We start from the raw sequence: 20534 nt of genomic DNA, 5'->3' as shown, positions 1-20534 counted from the left end.
CTCGCGCCGGGCCAAGCGGTGGGGGTGGGCAACCGGTGGAGCCGTGCGGCCTTGAGGTGGCTGAAGGCGACGTCCTCGGGGAGGGCCAGGGCGAAGGCGGCGGCATGGCCCGCCGGGGTCGAACAGGCGCCGGTCGGGCTGCGGACCCCGAGCGTCGGGACGACGAGGTCGCTCCCGCGCAGGCGTTTCGGTGACACCGTCAGGTCGCGGGCTCTGGCCACGGTGAACGGGTGACCGACGAGCTCCGCGGGAAGGGGCGTCCGGCGGCTCTCCACGCCCCGACCCTCGGCCGGTGGCGCGCGTGGCACCACCCGCGACGTGAGGTTGTGGAGGAGGGAGGGGCGGCATCCACCCTGTGGACATCGGCGAAGGATGGCTCGTGGCCCCTCAGCGCCGGGGTGGAAGGGCGCGGAGCCATCCTTCGTGCGCCGGCTCCGACTCCCGGCTCTCCACGGGGCGCGGAGCCATCCTTCGGGGCCGCCACCGGCATACTCGGCGGCATGCCCAGGGTCATCCACACCGCGCAGGCGCTCGTCGACGCGGTGATGGAGGTGCCCGCGCTCCCGGCCCGTGGCGGCAACGTCATGGCCTCGTCGTACCGCCTCTACGCCGGGGGAGCGGTGACGATCCTCCTCGCGGCGGCGCGGTCGGGAGCCGAGTGCGTCCACGCCGGAGCGGTCGGTACCGGGTCGAACGGCGACCTGGTGCAGGCGGCCCTCGACGCCGAGGGCATCACCCTCGCCTCGCCCCGGCTCACCGACCTCGACACCGGCGTGTGCGTCGTCCTCGTCGAGCCGAGTGCCGAGCGGTCGTTCGTCACGACGCAGGGCGCCGAGCGGCACATCAGCGTCGAGTCCCTGTCGGCCAGCGCCCCGGAGCCGGGCGACCTCGTCTGCGTCAGCGGGTACTCGCTCGTCGGCCGGACCCGTGACCCCCTCGTGCAGTGGCTCGGCACCCTCGAGGACGGGGTCGTCGTCGTCCTCGACCCCGGCGCGACCTTCGCCGAGCTCGACACCCGCACGCGCGACGCCGTCCTGGAGCGCACGACGGTCTTCACCGGCAACGCCGACGAGGCCGCCGCGCTCGCGGGGGTCAGCGGCACGGAGGAGGCCGCCCAGGTCGTCGAGACCCTTCTGCCCGACGGGGGAGTGACGATCGTGCGCGACGGACCGCGAGGCTGCGCCGTCCGCGAGGGCGGCCGCACCACCTACCTGCCCGGTCACCCCCAGCGGCCGGTCGACACCAACGGCGCCGGCGACACGCACACCGGCGTCCTCCTCGCCGAGCGGGCGGCCGGGTCGCCGTGGGCCCAGGCCGCGGTCCGGGCGAACGCGGCCGGCGCCATCAAGGTGACCCGGCGCGGACCCGACACGGCCCCGACCCGGGCCGAGATCGACGCCTTCCTGGCCGCGCTCGCCCGCTGAGAGGGGTCGGTCCGACCGGGGTCGTCACCGGCCGACGGGTCGCCGAAGATGGCCCGGATGGGGCATGGGCGCGAGGGCCGCGGAGGAGCAGGATCACGGGCAGCAGCGTCCCGTGGTGCGCGGCCGCCCTGCGGGCAGGAGGTGCACGGCGACGACCACCCGGGACGGTGGGCACCCGTGGGCGACGGTCGACGGGTGGGTCGCCTCTTGCATGCGGTTCGAGGCGATGTGGACGGGTCCCCGGCCGGCGACCACGGACCCGTCTCCGACGGAGCCGGTACCCGGCGAGGGTGCCGGCCCCGTTGCGTCAGGCCCGGGGGGCGTGCTCGAGGTCGGCGCGGCACCGGCGCTCGAACTCGTCGAGCTCGGAGAGGGCGGCGTCGAGGTCCCGGCGGCGCTGCTCGAGGTCGGTGCGGCGCTCGTCGATCTGGTCGAGCACGTACTCGAGCTGGCTGCGCCGGCCGCGGGGCGCGTCGTAGAGGTCGATGATCGTGCGGATCTCCTCGAGCGGGAACCCGAGCCGCTTGCCGCGCAGGATGAGGGCCAGGCGGGTGCGGTCGCGGCGGTGGTAGACGCGGGTCGTGCCGCGGCGCTCCGGGCTGATGAGCCCGAGCTCCTCGTAGTGGCGCACCGTGCGGTGGGTGACCCCGAACTCGTCGGCGACCTGGGCGATCGACCACGTGCGGTCACGGTCGACGGAGCTCGCGCGGACGGAGGTGGCGCCGGGGACTGGCATACCGGCCAGTATTGCTTTACGTTGACGTCAACGTCAAGAACGAACCGACCTCCGAGCGCCCGCGACCCGGGTGCCCGTCGCGACCGCCGAAGGGGCGCACATGTTCGAGCTGAGCAAGGACCACGAGGACTTCCGGACCGTCGTGCGCGAGTTCGCCACCGAGGCCGTCGAGCCGCACGTGGCGGGCTGGGACCGTGAGCACCACTTCCCGACCGACCTCGTCCCGCGGATGGGCGACCTCGGTCTGTTCGGGCTCGTCGTCCCGGAGCAGTACGGCGGCTCCCTCGAGGACGCCGACGGGGGCGCGTTCACGAGCCTGTGCATCGCCATCGAGGAGCTCGGCCGGGTCGACCAGTCGATCGGCATCACGCTGTCGGCCGGCGTCGGCCTCGGGATCAACCCGATCCTCACGTACGGCACCGACGCCCAGAAGGAACGGTTCCTCCCCGACCTCGTCGCGGGCCGCGCGCTCGCCGGCTTCGGCCTCACCGAGCCCGACGCCGGCTCCGACGCGGGGGCGACCCGCACCAGGGCCGTCCTCGACGGGTCCGAGTGGGTCGTCGACGGCGCCAAGGCGTTCATCACCAACTCCGGCACCGACATCACCTCGGTCGTCACGGTCACCGCCCGCACGGGCACCGGCGACGACGGCAAACCCGAGATCTCCGCGATCATGATCCCCTCGGGCACACCGGGATTCACCGTCGAACCGGCCTACGACAAGCTCGGGTGGAACATCTCCGACACCCACGGCCTCTCCTTCGCGGGCTGCCGCGTGCCCGAGGAGAACCTCCTCGGCGAGCGCGGTCACGGCTTCCGCCAGTTCCTCAAGACCCTCGACGACGGGCGCATCGCGATCAGTGCGCTCGCGCTCGGCCTCATCACCCGCATGCGCGAGGAGACCACGGCGTACGCGAAGACCCGCACCGCGTTCGGCAAGCCGATCGGGGTCAACCAGGGCATCTCGTTCCCCATCGCCGACCTCGCCGTCATGGAGGAGACCTCCCGCCTGCTCACCTACCGCGCCGCCTGGCTCAAGGACGAGCAGGAGGCCGGGCGCCGCTCGGTCGCCGACGTCAAGCAGGCCGCGGCCGTGGCGAAGCTGTACACCTCGGAGGCAGCGGTGAGCGCGACCCGCATCGCGACGCAGGTGTTCGGCGGCAACGGCTTCATGGAGGAGTACCCGGTCGCGCGCTTCTACCGCGACGCGAAGATCCTCGAGATCGGCGAGGGCACCTCCGAGGTCCAGCGGATGGTCATCGCCAAGGCCCTGGGGCTGCCGGCATGACCGAGGGCGACGCCACCGTGGGTGCGGAGGTCCTCGGCGACCCGCGCGTCGGCGACGTCCGCCGCCGCCTCGAGGCCGCGCGCGAGGCCTCGGCCCGGCCCACCGAGGCCGCCGCGGCCAAGCTCGAGAAGCAGCACAAGCTCTACGTGCGCGAGCGCCTCGCCCTCCTCCTCGACGACGACTCGTTCGTCGAGGACGGCCGCTTCGCCAACGCGCTCGCCCCGGGGCTCCCCGCCGACGGCGTCGTCACCGGGCGGGGGACGGTCGACGGCCGCCCCGTCGTCGTCATCGCCAACGACCCCACGGTCAAGGCGGGGTCATGGGGGGCGCGGACCGTCGAGAAGATCGTGCGGGCCACCGAGACGGCACTGCGCGAGGAGCTGCCCGTCGTCTGGCTCGTCGACAGCGCGGGCGCCCGCATCACCGACCAGGTCGAGATGTTCCCGGGCCGGCGCGGGGCGGGACGGATCTTCCACAACCAGGTCGCGCTGTCGGGCAAGGTCCCGCAGGTCTGCTGCCTCTTCGGCCCGTCGGCCGCGGGCGGGGCCTACATCCCCAGCTTCTGCGACGTCATCATCATGGTCGAGGGCAACGCCTCGATGTACCTCGGCAGCCCGCGGATGGCCGAGATGGTCGTCGGCGAGACGGTCTCCCTCGAGGAGATGGGCGGGGCCCGGATGCACTGCACCGTCTCCGGTGTCGGGGACCTGCTCGCCCACGACGACTCCGAGGCCATCGAGCTCGCGCGCCTCTACCTGTCCTACCTCCCCGAGAACTGGCGCTCGCCGCTGCCGACGTACCACGCCGAGAAGCCGGCGGTGACGCTCACCCGGGCCACGGTGCCCGAGCGCGAGAGCCAGCCGTTCGACGTCCACGACGTCATCGACGGCCTCGTCGACGCCGACAGCTTCTTCGAGATCAAGCCGCTCTTCGCGGCCGAGCTCGTCATCGGGTTCGGCCGTATGGACGGCGAGACCGTCGGCATCGTCGCCAACAACTCGATGGTCAAGGGGGGCGTCCTCTTCAGCGACTCCGCCGACAAGGCCGCCCGCTTCATCTGGCTCTGCGACGCCTTCTCGGTGCCGCTCGTCTACCTCGCCGACGTCCCGGGCTTCATGATCGGCTCCGAGGTCGAGCGCGGCGGCATCATCCGGCACGGCGCGAAGATGGTCTCGGCGGTGTCGTCGGCGACGGTGCCCCAGTTCTGCGTCGTCGTCCGAAAGGCCTACGGCGCAGGGCTGTACGCGATGGGCGGGCCCGGCTTCGGACCCGACGCCACGATCGCGCTGCCCACCGCCCGCATCGCCGTCATGGGTCCCGAGGCGGCCGTCAACGCGGTGTACGCGAACAAGATCGCCGAGGTCGAGGCGGCCGAGGGTGTCGAGGCCCGTGACGCGTTCGTCGCCGCCCGCCGGGCCGAGTACGAGGAGGACGTCGACCTCGAGCGGCTCGCGGCCGACCTCGTCGTCGACCAGGTCATCGAGGCCGAGGACCTGCGCGACGAGCTGCTCCGGCGGCTGCGGTACGCCGCGCGGCGCGACCGGCACTTCGCCGACAAGCGCCGCGACGTCCCGCCGGTCTGACCGGGCAGGGTCGGCCGAGCGCCGCTCTCAGCCCCGGAGGTCGTGCCAGGCGACGCCCAGCTCGAGCAGGAGCTCACGCAGCAGGGGGAGCGAGACTCCGACGACGTTGTGCGGGTCGCCCTCGATCCCGCTGACGTAGGGACCGCCGAGCCCGTCGAGGGTGAAGGCGCCGGCGACCCGCAGCGGTTCGCCGGTGGCGACGTAGGCGGCGACCTCGGTGTCGTCGAGGTCGGCGAAGTGGACGGTCGTCGAGGCGGTGCCGCCCACCATGCCGCCCGTGCCACCGTCCTCGTCCGGGTCGCGGGTGTCGACGAGCCAGTGGCCGGTGTGCAGCACGCCGCTGCGCCCGCGCATCCGCTGCCAGCGGGCGGCCGCCTCGGCGGCGTCGGTGGGCTTGCCGTGGACCTCGCCGTCGAGCTCGAGGACCGAGTCGCACCCGAGGACGAGCACCCCGGTCTCGTCGTCGTCCTCGAGTGCCGACACGACGTCCTCGGCCTTGGCCCGGGCGAGGAGGAGGGCGACGTCGGCCGCCTCGAGGGGGCCGTGGACCGCCTCCGCGGCGGCGACCGCGGCGTCCTCGTCGACGGTGGAGACCCGCACGAGGGGCTCGACCCCGGCCGAGCGCAGCGTCGCGAGCCGCGCGGGGGAGGCGGAGGCGAGGAGGAGGGTCGCGGAGGGGGTGGCCGTCATCGCCCCAACGTAGCGTCGGGTCCGTGGAGACCCTCGACCGGCGTCGGCTGACCCTCGCGACCCTCGACCGCCAGCTGCTCCTGCGCCGCCACCACCTCGGTGTCGCCGATGCCGTCACGCACCTCGTGGGCCTCCAGGCGCAGGAGCCGCTCGAGCCCTACACCGGCCTCTGGTCGCGGCTGGCCGACTTCCAGCCGGCCCACCTCGCGACGGCGCTCGAGGACCGTTCCCTCGTGCGGACCCTGACGATGCGCCGCACGCTGCACCTCCACACCGCTGCCGACTGCCTCGCGCTGCGGCCGGCCCACCAGGCGATGCTCGTCACGAAGATGCTCGGGGTGCACCGTCGCACGCTCGAGGGGGTCGACCTCGACGAGCTGACCTCGCTCGCCGCGCCGCTGTTCGCGGCCGATCCGAGGACCGCCACCGACGTCGCGCGCGAGGTGGGGGTGCGGTGGCCGCACGTGGAGCCGCGGTGGCTCGGGGACGCCCTCACCTGCCTCGTGGCCCTCGTCCAGGTCCCACCGCGCGGCCTCTGGGGCACGACCGGCCCGGCGCGGCTGACCACCGTGAGGGCCTGGCTCGGGACCGACCCGCGGTCGCCCGACGACGTCCTCGAGAGGATGGTCGTGCGCTACCTGCGGGCGTTCGGGCCGGCCTCGAGCTCGGACCTGAGGGCGTGGTGCGGCGTCAGCGGGCTGCCGACCGTCGTGAAGGCGCTGCGACCCTCCCTCGTCTCGTACCGCGACGAGCGTGGCCGCGAGCTGCTCGACCTCGCCGACGCCGAGCTGCCCGAGGACGACACCCGGGTCCCCGTGCGCTTCCTCCCGGCCTTCGACAACACCGTCCTCGGGTACGACGACCGCAGCCGCGTCATCGACGACGAGCACCGCGGCCTCAGCGTGTCCGGCGCGCGGTTCGTCCTCGTCGACGGCACGGTCGCGGCGACGTGGGTCCCCCGGCGCAGCGCCGACCGCTCGGGGGTCACCGTGCTCGTCGAGGCGCTGCGGTCGCTGCGGCCGGCCGAGGCCGACGAGGTCAGGGCGGAAGCCGCAGCCCTCGCCGCGTTCCTCGGTGACGGCGAGCCGGGAGGGGTCGAGGTCGGCGTCGGCTGAACGAGGTCAGCCGAGCACCTCGTCGACGTAGCACCAGCGCCAGGCCTCCCCGGGCTCGAGGCTGCGCATCACGGGGTGCCCGCTCTCGCGGAAGTGCGCCGCGGCGTGCTTGCCCTCGGAGGAGTCGCAGCACCCCACGGCCCCGCAGTGCGCGCAGACCCGCAGGTGCACCCAGCGCATGCCCTCGGCGAGGCAGGTCGGGCAGCCGTCCGCCGTCCTCGGGGGGACCGGCTTCTCGGTGGCGGCCATGTGCTCGCAGCCGCTGGCGATCCGGTCCGGGGGGAGCAGCGGCGACTGGCGCAGCGCCGAGCTGCGGGTCGCGGCCCAGCCGAGGGCGGTCTCCTCGGCGTCGAGGGCGCCGAGGATCGTCGTGAGCACGGCATGGTCCACCTGGCCGGCGTCGCGGATCCGGAGCAGCTCGGCGCGTTCCTCGCGGATCATCGCGGTGCGCAGCCGGGCCTGGGCCTCGCTCGGCGTCTCGTCGTCGACGGGGCCCAGCGCGCCGAGCCGCTCCCACGCCCGGTTGACCCGCGCCTCGGCCTGGGTCTGGAGCGTGCCGATGACGGCGGGGTCGGCCTCGGGGTCGGCCTCGACGAGGCGCAGCCCGGCGCCGGTCGTCGCGCCGAGCACGGTCGCCTCCTGGAGGGCGTCCTCGCGCGGGTCGGGTCCGCGGACGTCGAGGGCGCGCGCCAGCAGCGGCAGGGTCATGCCCTGCAGGACGAGCGTCCCGACCGTGACGACGAGCGCGATGACGAGCAGCTCGGCCCGCAGCGGGGTCTCCTCGGGCAGGGTGAGGGCGGCCGCGAGCGTCACGACGCCGCGCATCCCCGCCCACGACCCGACGACCGACCCGCGCAGGCGCTGTCGCCGGACCTCCGGCTCGACGCGGTGGATCCCCAGCCAGACGAGCGCCTGCCCGATCATCCACACCGGGCGCAGGACGAGGCAGGTGACGAGGACCGCGAGCCCGACGAGCAGGGTGCGGCCGAGGTTCGCCTCGCCGACGTCCGACAGCAGGGTGAAGACCTGGAGCCCGATGAGGAGGAACACCGCGTTCTCGAGGACGAAGGTCAGGCTCGACCAGTTGATCCGCTCGGACAGCCGCGACGGCGCGCTCTGCAGGACCGGCGACCGGTGCGCCAGGAGGAGCGCGGCGGTGACGACGGCGAGGACCCCGGAGGCCCCGACCTGCTCCGCGGGGACGTACGCGAGGTAGGGGGCGACGAACGACAGCGCGGTGTCGGCGGGCACCTCGGTCAGCTGCCGTCGCAGCGTCCCGATGAGCAGGTACGCGACGACGCCGATGGCCACGCCACCGAGCGAGGCGACGACGAGGTCGAGCCCGACGGACGCGACCGTGACGTCCTCCGCACCGCCCGTGTGGGTGGCGGCGCCGTGCGCGGCGAGTCCGGTGGCGGCGAGCGCGGTGCGCAGCGCGACGAGCGCGGTCGCGTCGTTGAGCAGCGACTCTCCCTCGAGGATCGTCGTGATGTTCCGCGGGAGGCCGATCCGGCGGGCGACCGCGGTGGCGGCGACGGCATCGGGTGGGGACACGATCGCGCCGAGCGCGACCGCGAGCGTGAAGGGGATCGGCAGCAGCAGCCACGCGACGAGCCCGACGCCGAGCGCCGTGAAGAGCACGAGGCCGACCGACAGGCTGAGGATCTTGGCCCGGAAGGTGCGGATGTCGATGAGCGAGGTCGACAGGGCGGCGGCGTAGAGGAGGGGCGGCAGCAGCCCGAGGAGCACGACCTCGCTCGACAGGCGCACCTCGGGCACGGCCGGCACGAACGACAGGACCGCGCCGGCGGCGAGCAGGGCGAGCGGGGCGGGCAGCGGCAGCGGCGCCGCCACCCGGCTCACGAGGATGACGACGAGGACGACGGCCACGAGCAGCAGGGCGATCTCCACGGGAGGATCCTGCCTCGTCGGTGGCCCTCGGGCGAGAGGGTGTCCGCGTCAGCCGAGCACGGCCTCCCGCAGGACGTCGAGCCCGACCGAGCCGACGTCGAGCGAGCGCCGGTGGAAGTCCCTGAGCGAGAACGCGTCTCCCTCGCGGGCCGCGACCTCGTCGCGCAGCTGGAGCCACAGCCGTTCGCCGATCTTGTAGCTCGGCGCCTGGCCGGGCCAGCCGAGGTAGCGGCTGAGCTCGAAGCGGAGCATCTCCTCGCCCTGGTTGGCGTGCGTGTCGAGGTAGGTCCAGGCCTTGTCGTAGTCCCACGCACCGCCACCGAGCTCGGCCGGCGCCTCGAAGCCGCAGTGGACCCCGATGTCGAGGACGACGCGCGTCGCCCGCAGCGCCTGGCCGTCGAGGAGCCCGAGGTAGTTGCCCGGGTCGTCCATGAAGCCGAGCTCGGCCATGAGGCGCTCGGCGTACAGGGCCCAGCCCTCGCCGTGGCCGCTGGTCCAGCACATCATCCGGCGCCACTTGTTGAGCAGCTCGCGGCGGTACACGGTCTGGGCGACCTGGAGGTGGTGGCCCGGGACGCCCTCGTGGTAGACGGTCGTCAGCTCGCGCCACGTGCCGAACTCGGTGACGCCCTTGGGGACCGACCACCACATCCGGCCCGGGCGGGCGAAGTCGTCGCTCGGACCGGTGTAGTAGATGCCGCCGGTCTGGGTCGGGGCGATCCGCGCCTCGATGGTGCGCACCGGGCCGGGGATGTCGAAGTGCGTGTCGGCGAAGGTCTCGATGACCTCGTCGGCCTTGCCCTGCATCCACTCGCGCAGCTCGTCGGTGCCGTGGAGGAGGTAGCGGGGGTCCTGTTCGAGGTGGGCGATGGCCTCCTTGATCGAGGCGCCGGGGAGGATGCGGTCGGCCGTGACCCGCATGTCGGCCTCGATCCGCGCGAGCTCCTCCTGGCCCCAGGCGTACGTCTCCTCGAGGTCGACCGTCGCCCCGAGGAACTCGCGCGACGCGAGCTCGTAGCGCTCGCGGCCGGCCGCGTCGGACTCGGGGGCGCGGTCGAGCAGGTCGGAGCGCAGGCGCTCGCCGGTGTCGCGGTAGGCCTGCGCGGCGGCATCGACGCCGCGGCGGAGGTCGGCGGCGACGCTGTCGTCGAGGGGGGCGTCGCCGGCCCTGGCGCCCTCGAGGAAGGCGGTGAAGAACCCGTCGTCGGCGGTGAGGTCGGCGCACTGCTGGATGCACTCGGTGACCTGCCGCCGGGGGGTGACGAGACCCCGCTCGGCCGACTCCCGGAGGGTGGAGAGGTACTGGTCGAGGGCGCGCGGCACCTTCGTGAGGCGGGCCGCGATCGTCGCCCACTGCTCCTGGGTGTCGGTGGGCATGAGGTCGAGGACGTCGCGCACCCCCTGGAGCGGCGAGGCGATGACGTTGAGCTCCATCCGGTCGTAGCCGGCCTCGTGCTTCTCGACGGCGAGGCCGAGCCGCTCGCGCATCGCCGCCACGGTGACCCGGTCGACGTCGTCGACGGCCTCGACGGCGTCGAGCCGTGCGAGGGTGTCGCGGGCGATCTGCACGTGGTGCGCGTAGCCGTCGGGCGACAGGTCGTCGAGGTCGTCGTCGGCGCCGGGGACGCCGAGGTACGTCGCCTCGATCGGGCTGGCGGCGACGACGGCGTCGAAGTGGGCGTCGGCGACGGCGTCGACGGCGGTGGGCTGGCGGAGCGCGGGGGTGTCGGTCACGCCGGGGACGCTACCGGAGCGGTGCGCGCCCGGCCTCCGGGTTTCCCGACCTCTCGCGCCGCCTACGCTCGGGCCCATGGAGCCCCACGTCAGGTCCGTCAACGTCGGGCGCCCGCGGGGCGGGATCGTCCCGCGGGGGCGCGAGACCGCGATCGACAAGCGACCCGTGGCGAGCATCGACGTGCGCGACCCGGGTCCCAAGAAGGGAGGCCTCGGCAGCGGGGTCGTCGGCGACGAGGTCGTGGCCCGCCGCCACCACGGGGGCTCGCGGCAGGCCGTGTACGCCGTGGCCCGCGAGGAGCTCGACTGGTGGGGCACGGAGCTGGGCCGCGACCTCCACGACGGGCAGTTCGGCGAGAACCTCACGACGGTGGGCGTCGACGTCGACGGCGCGGTCCTCGGCGAGCGGTGGCGGGTCGGCTCCGCGCTGCTCGAGGTGGCCGGGCCCCGCATCCCCTGTGCGACCTTCGCCGCGTGGATGGGGGAGCGCGCCTGGGTGCGGCGCTTCGCCGAGCGCGGCCGGACCGGTGCCTACCTCGCGGTCGTCGAGGCCGGGACCGTCACGGCGGGCGACGTCGTCGAGGTCCTCGGGAGCCCGGCCCACGGCATCACCGTCCCCGAGGCGTTCCGGGCCTTCATGGGCGACGTCGAGCAGGCGCGCCGCGTCCTCGACGCCGGCGCCCTCGGGGACGTCGACCACGCCGACCTCGAGCGCTCCCTCCGCCGCCGCACCCCCTGACCGTCCCCAGATCGACCAATAGGTCACGTCGGGTACGGGTCAGGGCCGGCACCGTCCGCAGATCGACCAATAGGTCACGTCGGGTACGGGTCAGGGCCGGCACCGTCCGCAGATCGACCAATAGGTCACGTCGGGTACGCCGCCGGATCGTTTCCGCCGCGCCGTCAGACCACCCGAGGCGGGTCACGCGGCGACGTTGATGACGCGGAAGTGCTGGCGCCATCCGTCGGACAGCCGGTCGGGGACGGGTACTCCGGCGCTGCGTGCTGCATCGACGATGCGGACGAGCAACGTTTCGGTGGCGTTGTAGAGCTCGTCCCCGGTCACGACGACGAACGTCCAACCCTCCTCCTCGGAAAGGTGCGTCCGCCGAGCTCGGTCCTTCTCGCGTTGTGCGGCGCCTTCGTGCCATCGACCGTCGTACTCGATGGCGAAGCGAACGTTCTCGTAGCCGAGCTCGATGCGGAACCGGAGGGTGCCGTCCACGGCGCGGATGTGGATGTCGATGTCGGGTTCCGGCAGACCGGCGAGAACGAGGAGGAGCCTGAGGGCCGTCTCGGGCGAGGAATCCACCCTCGCCCGGACGAGCCGTGCCGCCGCCACGGCATCAGCCTTGAACTGGCCGGACCATCCCTCGGCGTAGCTCGACAGGTGCTCGGGGGAGAGGCGGCTCTTGCGGACGAGGCTGTCGCCGAGGGCGACCAGGTCGACGAGGCCGAGGAACCTGGCCATGTCACAGAAGGTCTGCTCGGGTGAGGTGACGGGTACGCCGTGCCACTTCCTCACGTCGAGGCGCCGTCGGTAGCGATGTGGCCTGATGCCACGAACCCGGAAGCGCACGTCCCTCATGAACGAGACATGGGTCCACTCGTTGTCGGGTACGCGGCCGCCCCACAGACGCGCGGCGGTGAAGTGGCTGATCACCCCACCATCGGGGGCGAGAAGGATCGCTGCCCGGGCTCGGACGACGACGGTGTCAGGAACGATCGAGCTCACGACGACGCCCGGAAGGATCGTCCGGAACTTCGAGCTTCGAAGAGCTCGGTCGGTGACGCCCAGGCTTCGGGCCTCGGTGCGCAGGATCGGCCAGGACGAGTTCGGAGGCGGTGAACTCGTCATCCACCGAGGCTGGCAGGTTGACGACGTCGGGACGTGCCGTCATCCACAGGCCGTACCTGCCGTGACCTATTGGTCGATCTGGGTACGCAGTGCGGGAGGTGTGGGGGGGCGCGGGTCCGGACCGGGACGGCTGAGGAGGCCGTACCTGCCGTGACCTATTGGTCGAGATGGGTACGGGGTCAGGGGCGGGTGCTGGCTTGCCAGGCTCCGGGGCCGCGGCCGACCGGGGTCCGCATCGTCGCGCGCGGGGAGGCCCAGCGGGAGCGGACGGGCTCTGGGGCCGTGTCGTCGGCGCCCGACAGGGCGCCCAGGACCGTGACGATCGCGGCGACCTCCTCGGGGGTGGCGCCGCCGGTCACGGTGAGTGTCGTGGGGTGGGTGGTGTCCATGTCAGAGCGGGATGTTTCCGTGTTTCTTGGGGGGCAGGCTCTGGCGTTTGGTGCGCAGCGCGCGCAGGGCTTTGGTGATGTTCATGCGGGTGTTGGAGGGGGTGATGACGGTGTCGATGTAGCCGCGTTCGGCGGCGATGTAGGGGTTGGCCAGGGCGTCTTCGTAGGCGGTGATGAACCGTGCGCGGGCGTCCTCGAGGGACTCGCCGCGTTCGGCGGCTGCGGTGAGCTCCTTGCGGTAGAGGATGTTGACCGCGCCCTGGGCGCCCATGACCGCGATCTGGGCGGTGGGCCAGGCCAGGTTGATGTCGGCGCCGAGGTGTTTGGAGCCCATGACGTCGTAGGCGCCGCCGTAGGCCTTGCGGGTGATGACGGTGACCAGGGGGACGGTGGCCTCGGCGTAGGCGTAGATCAGCTTGGCGCCGCGGCGGATGATGCCGTCCCATTCCTGGTCGGTGCCGGGCAGGAACCCGGGCACGTCGACCAGGGTGAGGATCGGGACGTTGAACGCGTCGCAGGTGCGCACGAACCGGGCGGCCTTCTCGCTCGCGTCGATGTCCAGGGTCCCGGCCAGGGCCATGGGGTTGTTGGCGACGATGCCGACGGCGTGGCCCTCCACCCGCCCGAAGCCGGTGACGATGTTGGGCGCGAACAGCGGCTGGACCTCCAGGAACTCCGCGTCGTCGACGATGGCGTCGATGACGGTGCGCATGTCGTAGGGGACGTTGGCCGAGTCCGGGATCAGGGTGTCCAGGGCGGCATCGACCTCGGTGACCGCCAGGTCGTTCTCGCCCCCGAACACCGGCGGGTCCTCCATGTTGTTGCTCGGCAGGTAGGACAGCAGCGCCTTGACGTACTCGATGGCGTCGTCCTCGTCGGCGCCCATGTAGTGCGCGACCCCGGACCTGGTGTTGTGGGTGCGCGCCCCGCCCAGGTCCTCCATCGCCACGTCCTCACCGGTCACGGTCTTGATCACGTCGGGTCCGGTGATGAACATGTGGGAGGTGCCGTCGACCATGACGGTGAAGTCGGTGACCGCCGGGGAGTACACCGCCCCACCGGCGCAGGGCCCCATGACCAGGGAGACCTGCGGGATCACCCCCGAGGCGTGGACGTTGCGGCGGAAGATCTCCCCGTACAGCCCGAGCGAGACCACCCCCTCCTGGATGCGGGCCCCACCGGAGTCGTTGAGGCCGACCACCGGGCAGCCGACCTTCATCGCGAAGTCCATGACCTTGCAGATCTTCTCCCCGAACACCTCGCCCAGCGACCCCCCGAACACGGTGAAGTCCTGCGCGAACACCGCCACCGTGCGCCCGTCGACCGTGCCGTACCCGGTGACCACCCCGTCACCGTACGGGCGGTTCGCGTCCGCCCCGAACGCCACCGACCGGTGCCGCGCGTACTTGTCCATCTCCACGAAGCTGCCCTCGTCCAACAACAACGCCAGCCGCTCACGCGCCGTCCCCTTGCCCCGCGCGTGCTGCTTGTCCACCGCCCGCGCCGACCCCGCCTGCGCGACCTCCGCCACCCGCCGCTTCAGATCCGCCAGCTTCCCCGCCGTCGTCGAGGTGTCGATGCCCTCGGGCACCTCCGTGCCGCCCATGGCGTGCGTGTCGCTCGTCGACATGCGGCGAGCCTAGCCTTGCGTCCGTGAGCGAGAACCCTGCGAGCCGGCCGCTCGACGCGGCGTCCGTCACACCCGGCGAGCCGTGGCTGCCCGTCGACGTCCGGGACCGCGTCGGCTCGACCAACGACGAGGTCAGGGCCGACCCGCGACCGTGGCGGGTGGTCGTGGCCGACGTCCAGGAGTCCGGTCGCGGGCGCCTCGGGCGCGCCTGGACGACGACCCCCGGGACTGCCCTGGCCGTCTCGGTGCTCGTCCCCGTCCCCGCGTCCGGGCCGTCGTGGGTCCCACTGCTCACCGGGCTCGCCGTGCGCGAGGCCGTCGAGGAGGTCGCCGGCGTCACGACGAGCCTGAAGTGGCCCAACGACGTCCTCGTCCCCTCCGACGGCGACCGCAAGCTCGCCGGCATCCTGTGCGAGTGGTCGCCCGAGGGCGTCGTCGTCGGCACCGGCCTCAACGTCGACACCGCGCGTGCGGACCTTCCCCTCGACACCGCGACCTCGCTGCGAGCCGCCGGTGCGCCGGGGGTCGACCGCAACGCGCTCCTCACCGCGTACCTGCGCCACCTCGCCCGGCTGCTGCGCGACGACACCGGCCCCGGCGGCGGGGCGCGGGCCGCCTACGGGCGCGCCTGTGCCACGGTGGGTCGCGACGTCGAGGTCCACGAGCCCGGCGGCCGGGTCCGGTCGGGACTCGCGACAGGGGTCGACGATGACGGCAGACTGACCGTGCGGTCCGCGGCCGGCAGCACGACCGCCGTCTCCGCCGGTGACGTCGTCCACGTCCGCTCGCGCTGAGGAAGGAGGGTCAGGGATGTCCGCCGACCCGACCCCCGGCCCCACGCCTCCCATCCCCACGGTCCCCGACCCCACGACCCTCGACTCCACGACACCCGGCCCCACGACCGACGAGCTGACCGAGCGGGCCCTCCTCGCCCTCCTCGGCCGCCCGGCCTCGATGGGGCGCCGCGAGGTGTCCGAGGGCGCGGGCGTCGAGCCCGCGACCGCCCGGCGCTTCTGGCACGCCATGGGCTTCCAGAACGTCGAGGACGACGAGGCGATGTTCACCGAGGCCGACCTCCTCGCCCTCCAGCGCGTCGCGAGGCTGATCCGCGACGAGCGGGTCAGCGAGGACCTGGCACTGGGCATGACGAGGGCCTTCGCGCGCACCGCCGACCGCCTCGCCGTGTGGCAGACCCAGCTCGTGGCCGAGTCGCTGACCTCGCCGTCGTCGGAGGAGCTCGAGGGCCGCGACAGCCGCTCGGTGCCCGCCCCCGGGATCGCCGCCGACGCCGCCGCCCTGCTCGCCTCGGTCGCGGACGACATCGAACCGCTGCTCGTCTACGTGTGGCGGCGCCACCTCACCAACGCCATCGGGCGCATGCTCGCCGACGCCGACCCCGCCGTGCGGTGGGACCCCTCGGCCCCGTACCGCGCCGTGGGGTTCGCCGACCTCGTGTCCTTCACCTCCTTCGTGCGCCGGATGAGCGAGCGGCAGCTCGCCCGGCTCGTCCAGCGCTTCGAGCTGCTCGCGAGCGACGTCGTCACCGAGCACGGCGGGCGCGTCATCAAGACGGTGGGCGACGAGGTGCTCTTCGTCCACAAGGAGGTCGCGGGCGCCGCCGCCATCGCCCTCGACCTCGTCGACGCGATGGCCGAGGACGAGCTCCTGCCGCCGGTGCGGGTCGGCCTCGCGCACGGACGCGTCGTCTCGCGCCTCGGCGACGTCTTCGGCCTCACGGTGAACAAGGCGAGCCGGATCACCGCCGTCACCCCGTCGGGGAAGGTGTACGTCGACGACGACATGGCCCGCGGCCTCGGCGAGGTCTCGGGCTTCCGGGCCACCGAGCAGCGCCGCCGGATGCTGCGGGGAATCGGCGTCCTCACGCTCCACGAACTGCAAAGAGCGCCCGGTGGGCGTGGTCTCGCCTCGCGAGAGGACCGCGCGTGACTACGATCGAGCGCATGACCAAGGTGCTGCTGGCGGAGGACGATCCGGCGATCTCCGACCCGCTCGCCCGAGCGCTCCGGCGCGAGGGCTATGAGGTCGACGTGTGCACGGACGGCGAGTCGGCGCTGGAGCAGGCGCTCCTGAACCCCGACCTGCTCGTGCTCGACCTCGGCCTGCCGAAGATGGACGGCCTCGAGGTGTGCCGCCGGCTGCGGCAGGAGGGCAGCACGGTCCCGGTCCTCGTCCTCACGGCCCGCGCCGACGAGGTCGACACCGTCGTCGGGCTCGACGCGGGAGCCGACGACTACGTCACCAAGCCGTTCCGCCTCGCCGAGCTCCTCGCCCGCGCCCGGGCGCTGCTGCGCCGCGGCATCGTCGAGAACGCCCCGGCCGAGGCGCTCGTGCGGATCGACCCCGAGGGGCGCCGCGTGTTCCTGCGGGGCCAGGAGGTCCAGCTGACGGGCAAGGAGTTCGAGCTGCTCAAGGTGCTCGTCGCCAACGAGGGCAAGGTCGTCTCCCGCGAGAAGCTGATGCGCGACGTCTGGGACAGCGCCTGGTACGGCTCGACGAAGACCCTCGACATGCACATCTCGGTGCTGCGCAAGAAGCTCGGCGACGACGCCGCGCACCCCAGCTACATCACGACCATCCGGGGTGTCGGCTTCCGCTTCGACGCCCCGGAGGAGTGACGGGTGCGCAAGGTCCTCGCCACGACGGCCGCGCAGGCGGTCGGCATCACCTCGGTGCTCGTCGGCGGGACCGTCGCCGCACTCCTCCTCTGGCCCGGTGACCCGCTCGCGTCCCTCGCGGGCGACGCCGCCTCCCTCGACGGCACGCCGCCGACACCGCTCGTCATCGCCGCCCTCGTCGGCGCGGTCGTGGCCGCCTCGGTCGTGGCCCTCGGCCTGGCCAAGGTCGTCGCCGACCGGACGGCCGACCGCGTCTCCGGCCTGCTCGTCAAGCTCGGCGAGCGGGCCGACCGCGGCTCGGCCGACCCCAAGCCCGTGCCGATGAAGTCCGGCATCACCGAGATCGACCGTCTCGACCTCGCCCTGGCCCGCGGCTCGCAGCAGAGCGCGAAGCGCCTGGCGTCCGAGCGCGACTTCGCCGCCGACGCCTCGCACCAGCTGCGCACGCCGCTCACCGCGCTGCTCATGCGCCTCGAGGAGATCGCCTCGACCGACGACCCCGAGGTCGTCGCCGAGGAGGCGAACATCGCGATCTCGCAGGTCGAGCGGCTGAGCAAGGTCGTCGACGACCTCATGAGCCGCACCCGCAGCGGCGTCGACACCAACCCCGCCGTCTCGCTCGACTCCGTCCTCGCCTCGCTCCAGCGCGAGTGGCAGCCCGCGTTCGCCGGCGCCCGGCGCAGCGTGAAGATCAGCGGTGAGCGGGGCGTCCAGGTCCGGGCCACCCCCGTGGCGCTCGGCCAGATCCTCACCACCCTGCTCGAGAACTCGCTCGCCTACGGCCGCGGCACCGTCGAGATCGCGGCCCGTCGCGCGGGACCCTCGGTCGTCGTCGAGGTGACCGACGAGGGCGACGGCGTCGCGCCCGCGCTGGCCCCGCACATCTTCGAGCGGTCGGTCTCGTCGTCGGGCAGCGGCCTCGGGCTCTCGCTCGCCCGCGACCTCGCCGAGGCCGCCGGTGGCCGCCTCGAGCTCGTCCGGGCCCAGCCGCCGCTCTTCGCGCTCTTCCTCTCCGCCGAGTCCTGAGGCCGGGCCGCCGTGCGACGAGGACTCTGGTGGTTCGGGATCGTCATGGGCGCGCTGCTCATCTCGTTCGGGATCGCCGAGTCGGTGTGGGTGGCCACCACCGGTGACGTCGGGCTGGTGTTCTGGGTCCTCAGCCTCGTGGGCGGCGGCGCGTGCATCATCGCCGGGGCCGTGCTCGCGGAGCGGTCGCGGCGCCTGTCGACGGCCCTGACGGTCGTCGGCGGCATCCTCGGCGCGCTCACGACCGCGTGGACCGTGGTGGTCCCCGTGCTGCTCATGGTCCTCGTCGTCCTCCGGCTCAGCGAGCGGCGACCGCCGGCGATCCTGCGACCCGAGGGGCGGGGCTAGAGGGCTCGTCCGGGCCATGGCCCCGCACGCCCTCGGGGGCCTACCGTCCTGGCATGGGACGACGCACCCGGGTGCTGGGCCTCGGTCTGGGCTCGCTCCTCGTGCTGCTCGGCGTCGCCGAGACGATCCGCCTCCTCACGAGCGGCGACGGCGGTCTCGCGTTCTGGTTCCTCACCCTCGTCGGCGGCGGGACGCTCATCCTCGTGGGGACGGTCCGCGCCGAGGAGCAGCCGGAGGTCTCCCTCGCGATGACGGTCGTGGGCTGCCTCGCCGGCTGCGTCCCCACGATGTGGACGCTCGTCGTCCCGCTGGCCCTGCTCCTCCTCGCGGTGCTGCGGCTCATGGGCCCCACGGGGACGACGGTCACCGGGCCGAGGCACGGCCGGGCCGTCGGGCCCTAGAGCGGCTCGCCGGAGAAGACGAAGCGGCGGTAGGCCCAGAACCGGAAGAGGGTCCCCAGGCCGATGCCGACGATCGTCGCGACGTTGTCGGCGAGGCGCGACTCGAACCCGAGCCCGTAGTGCGACACGAAGAGGGCGACGGCCGCGATGCCCAGGGCGACGATGTTGACCCCGAAGAACAGCGCCACCTCGTGGTGTGCCCGGCGGCTGCGGCGGTGCCGGAAGGTCCACTGGCGGTTGCCGACCCACGCGACGAGGGTGGCGACGGCGCCGGAGATCAGCTTGGCGGTCGTGACCTTCTCGGAGAGCACGGTGTGCCACAGGACGTTGGCGAGGCCGATGTCGACCACGAAGGCGAGCGCCCCGACGACGCCGAACTTGATGACCTCGCGGTACAGGACGTCGATGGCGCCGCGCAGCGTGTCGAGGAGGTGTGCGACACCGCGGGTCGGCGGCGGGGGAGCGGCGGTGGGCACCCGCCGAGCCTACAAGCGCGGGGTCGGTATCCTCGCCGCGTGACCACACCTCGCCGTGCCCCCGGCGGCTTCCCGGTCGTCGGCATCGTCGGTGGCGGTCAGCTCGCCCGGATGTGCGCCGGCCCCGCCGCCGAGCTGGGCATCACCCTGAGCGTGCTCGCCGAGGCCGACGACGCCAGCGCCGCCCTCGTCGTCCCGAGCTCGCCGGTGGGTGACCACACCGACGCCGAGGCGGTCCTCGCCTTCGCCCGGGCCTGCGACGTCGTGACCTTCGACCACGAGCACGTGCCCGCCGACGTCCTCGACCTCCTCCTCGCCTCGGGGGTGGAGGTGCACCCGCATCCGGCGGCCCTGCGCTTCGCGCAGGACAAGCTCGCGATGAGGGAGCGGCTCACCGACCTCGGGATCCCCTGCCCCCGCTGGGCCCGCGCGGCCACGGCGCAGGACGTCACGGACTTCGGCGACGAGGTCGGCTGGCCCGTCGTCGCCAAGACACCGCGCGGCGGCTACGACGGCAAGGGCGTGCGGGTCGTCTCGTCCGCCGGCGAGCTCGCCGACTGGCTCGAGCGGGCCGAGGGCGAGGGCACCGGCCTCCTCCTCGAGGAGCGGGTGGCGTTCCGCCGCGAGCTCGCCGTCCTCGTCGCCCGCAGCCCGTCCGGCCAGGCCGTCGCGTGGCCCGTCGTCGAGACCGTCCAGACCGACGGGATCTGCACCGAGGTCCTCGCGCCGGCACCGGCGCTCGACGCCGGGCTGGCCGCCGCGGCGGTCCACGCGGGGCTGCGGCTCGCCGGAGAGCTCGACGTCACCGGCGTCCTGGCCGTCGAGCTCTTCGAAGTACGGCGCGAGTCCCGACGCGGTGTCGAGGTCGACGGCCCCGACGGTGCGCCCTCGTTCGTCGTCAACGAGCTCGCCATGCGCCCGCACAACTCGGGGCACTGGTCGATGGACGGCGCGGTCACCGGGCAGTTCGAGCAGCACCTGAGGGCCGTCCTCGACCTGCCCCTCGGCTCGCCCCGCCCGCTCGCGCCGTGGACCGTCATGGCCAACGTCCTCGGCGGCGACTACCCAGAGCTCTACCCGACCTACCGGCACGTCATGGCGCGTGACCCGGAGGCCAAGGTGCACCTCTACGGCAAGGGCGTGCGCCCGGGCCGCAAGATCGGGCACGTCAACGTCCTCGGCGACGACCTCGACGACCTGCGCGAGCGGGCGGGGCACGCCGCCGACTACATCCAGGGAGTGGTGACGGAGTGAGCGAGCAGCCGCACGAGGGACGCGCACCGGTGGTC

At 73.4% G+C, this 20534-nt stretch carries 20 protein-coding genes; 12 read left to right on the top strand and 8 right to left on the bottom strand.

Translation table 11 applies throughout. The features are described from left to right. Positions 1-500: 500 nt before the first annotated feature. Entirely contained in the window at positions 501-1424 is a 924-nt protein-coding gene (locus ACFWN3_RS05205; RefSeq protein WP_377644094.1) for a PfkB family carbohydrate kinase, read from the top strand. 307 nt (positions 1425-1731) lie between these two features. On the opposite strand, the gene ACFWN3_RS05200 is transcribed toward ACFWN3_RS05205, so the two are convergent. After that, complete coding sequence (locus ACFWN3_RS05200) at positions 1732-2160, bottom strand: MerR family DNA-binding transcriptional regulator (protein ID WP_377644092.1); 429 nt, start codon at positions 2158-2160, stop codon at positions 1732-1734. A gap of 100 nt (positions 2161-2260) precedes the next feature. Here ACFWN3_RS05200 and ACFWN3_RS05195 point away from each other — a divergent pair, with 100 nt between their 5' ends. Further along, the gene (locus tag ACFWN3_RS05195) at positions 2261-3448 is read left to right on the top strand and encodes an acyl-CoA dehydrogenase family protein (RefSeq protein WP_377644091.1); all 1188 of its coding nucleotides are present in this window, start codon (positions 2261-2263) and stop codon (positions 3446-3448) included. Further along, a complete protein-coding gene (locus ACFWN3_RS05190; RefSeq protein WP_377644090.1) occupies positions 3445-5031 on the top strand; it encodes an acyl-CoA carboxylase subunit beta in 1587 nt (528 codons plus the stop codon). The genes ACFWN3_RS05195 and ACFWN3_RS05190 overlap by 4 nt, the downstream gene beginning before the upstream one ends. Positions 5032-5058: 27 nt before the next feature. On the opposite strand, the gene ACFWN3_RS05185 is transcribed toward ACFWN3_RS05190, so the two are convergent. Then, positions 5059-5721 carry a Maf family protein gene (locus ACFWN3_RS05185; RefSeq protein WP_377644088.1) on the bottom strand — a complete coding sequence of 221 codons (663 nt, stop codon included), beginning with the start codon at positions 5719-5721 and terminating at the stop codon, positions 5059-5061. Between the two features lie 23 nt (positions 5722-5744). On the opposite strand from ACFWN3_RS05185, the gene ACFWN3_RS05180 reads away from it, so the two are divergent. Further along, the gene (locus tag ACFWN3_RS05180; RefSeq protein ID WP_377644086.1) at positions 5745-6836 is read left to right on the top strand and encodes a winged helix DNA-binding domain-containing protein; all 1092 of its coding nucleotides are present in this window, start codon (positions 5745-5747) and stop codon (positions 6834-6836) included. A gap of 6 nt (positions 6837-6842) precedes the next feature. Here the strand turns inward: ACFWN3_RS05180 and ACFWN3_RS05175 are convergent, their stop codons facing one another. Both ACFWN3_RS05175 and ACFWN3_RS05170 read right to left on the bottom strand, forming a co-directional pair. Beyond that, positions 6843-8747 (bottom strand): cation:proton antiporter, encoded by a 1905-nt coding sequence (locus ACFWN3_RS05175; protein ID WP_377644084.1) that lies wholly within the window; start codon positions 8745-8747, stop codon positions 6843-6845. 48 nt (positions 8748-8795) lie between these two features. Further along, positions 8796-10481 (bottom strand): DUF885 domain-containing protein, encoded by a 1686-nt coding sequence (locus ACFWN3_RS05170; protein ID WP_377644082.1) that lies wholly within the window; start codon positions 10479-10481, stop codon positions 8796-8798. A gap of 76 nt (positions 10482-10557) precedes the next feature. Here ACFWN3_RS05170 and ACFWN3_RS05165 point away from each other — a divergent pair, with 76 nt between their 5' ends. Continuing rightward, positions 10558-11220, top strand: coding sequence for an MOSC domain-containing protein (locus ACFWN3_RS05165; RefSeq protein ID WP_377644080.1), 663 nt, complete (start codon positions 10558-10560; stop codon positions 11218-11220). 183 nt (positions 11221-11403) lie between these two features. Here the strand turns inward: ACFWN3_RS05165 and ACFWN3_RS05160 are convergent, their stop codons facing one another. The 3 genes from ACFWN3_RS05160 to ACFWN3_RS05150 form a co-directional block, all read right to left on the bottom strand. Further along, positions 11404-12339, bottom strand: coding sequence for a hypothetical protein (locus ACFWN3_RS05160; protein WP_377644079.1), 936 nt, complete (start codon positions 12337-12339; stop codon positions 11404-11406). 179 nt (positions 12340-12518) lie between these two features. Next, positions 12519-12728 carry an acyl-CoA carboxylase subunit epsilon gene (locus ACFWN3_RS05155; protein ID WP_377644077.1) on the bottom strand — a complete coding sequence of 70 codons (210 nt, stop codon included), beginning with the start codon at positions 12726-12728 and terminating at the stop codon, positions 12519-12521. Between the two features lies 1 nt (position 12729). After that, positions 12730-14358 carry an acyl-CoA carboxylase subunit beta gene (locus ACFWN3_RS05150; RefSeq protein WP_377644075.1) on the bottom strand — a complete coding sequence of 543 codons (1629 nt, stop codon included), beginning with the start codon at positions 14356-14358 and terminating at the stop codon, positions 12730-12732. Positions 14359-14381: 23 nt separating this feature from the next. On the opposite strand from ACFWN3_RS05150, the gene ACFWN3_RS05145 reads away from it, so the two are divergent. The 6 genes from ACFWN3_RS05145 to ACFWN3_RS05120 are packed head-to-tail and all read left to right on the top strand — an operon-like array spanning position 14382 to position 18769. Continuing rightward, positions 14382-15152 (top strand): biotin--[acetyl-CoA-carboxylase] ligase, encoded by a 771-nt coding sequence (locus tag ACFWN3_RS05145; protein WP_377644073.1) that lies wholly within the window; start codon positions 14382-14384, stop codon positions 15150-15152. Between the two features lie 16 nt (positions 15153-15168). After that, a complete protein-coding gene (locus ACFWN3_RS05140; protein ID WP_377644071.1) occupies positions 15169-16305 on the top strand; it encodes an adenylate/guanylate cyclase domain-containing protein in 1137 nt (378 codons plus the stop codon). Between the two features lie 14 nt (positions 16306-16319). After that, positions 16320-16994 carry a response regulator transcription factor gene (locus ACFWN3_RS05135; RefSeq protein ID WP_377644069.1) on the top strand — a complete coding sequence of 225 codons (675 nt, stop codon included), beginning with the start codon at positions 16320-16322 and terminating at the stop codon, positions 16992-16994. 3 nt (positions 16995-16997) lie between these two features. Continuing rightward, positions 16998-18020: a sensor histidine kinase gene (locus ACFWN3_RS05130; protein ID WP_377644067.1), complete on the top strand. Its 1023-nt coding sequence runs from the start codon at positions 16998-17000 to the stop codon at positions 18018-18020. A 12-nt stretch (positions 18021-18032) separates the two neighbouring features. After that, entirely contained in the window at positions 18033-18368 is a 336-nt protein-coding gene (locus ACFWN3_RS05125; RefSeq protein ID WP_377644065.1) for a hypothetical protein, read from the top strand. 53 nt (positions 18369-18421) lie between these two features. After that, a complete protein-coding gene (locus ACFWN3_RS05120; protein WP_377644063.1) occupies positions 18422-18769 on the top strand; it encodes a hypothetical protein in 348 nt (115 codons plus the stop codon). Here ACFWN3_RS05120 and ACFWN3_RS05115 read toward each other — a convergent pair. After that, positions 18766-19245 (bottom strand): GtrA family protein, encoded by a 480-nt coding sequence (locus tag ACFWN3_RS05115; protein WP_377644061.1) that lies wholly within the window; start codon positions 19243-19245, stop codon positions 18766-18768. The two genes, ACFWN3_RS05120 and ACFWN3_RS05115, sit on opposite strands and share 4 nt — an antisense overlap. A 39-nt stretch (positions 19246-19284) precedes the next feature. On the opposite strand from ACFWN3_RS05115, the gene ACFWN3_RS05110 reads away from it, so the two are divergent. Next, a complete protein-coding gene (locus ACFWN3_RS05110; protein WP_377644059.1) occupies positions 19285-20499 on the top strand; it encodes a 5-(carboxyamino)imidazole ribonucleotide synthase in 1215 nt (404 codons plus the stop codon). The last annotated feature ends 35 nt before the right edge of the window (positions 20500-20534 follow it).

The sequence above is a fragment of the Oryzobacter terrae genome (assembly GCF_042756445.1).
Taxonomy (GTDB): Bacteria; Actinomycetota; Actinomycetes; order Actinomycetales; family Dermatophilaceae; genus Oryzobacter; species Oryzobacter terrae.
Note: the sequence above shows the minus strand (reverse complement) of the source record. Positions and strands in the feature narration are given on the sequence as shown.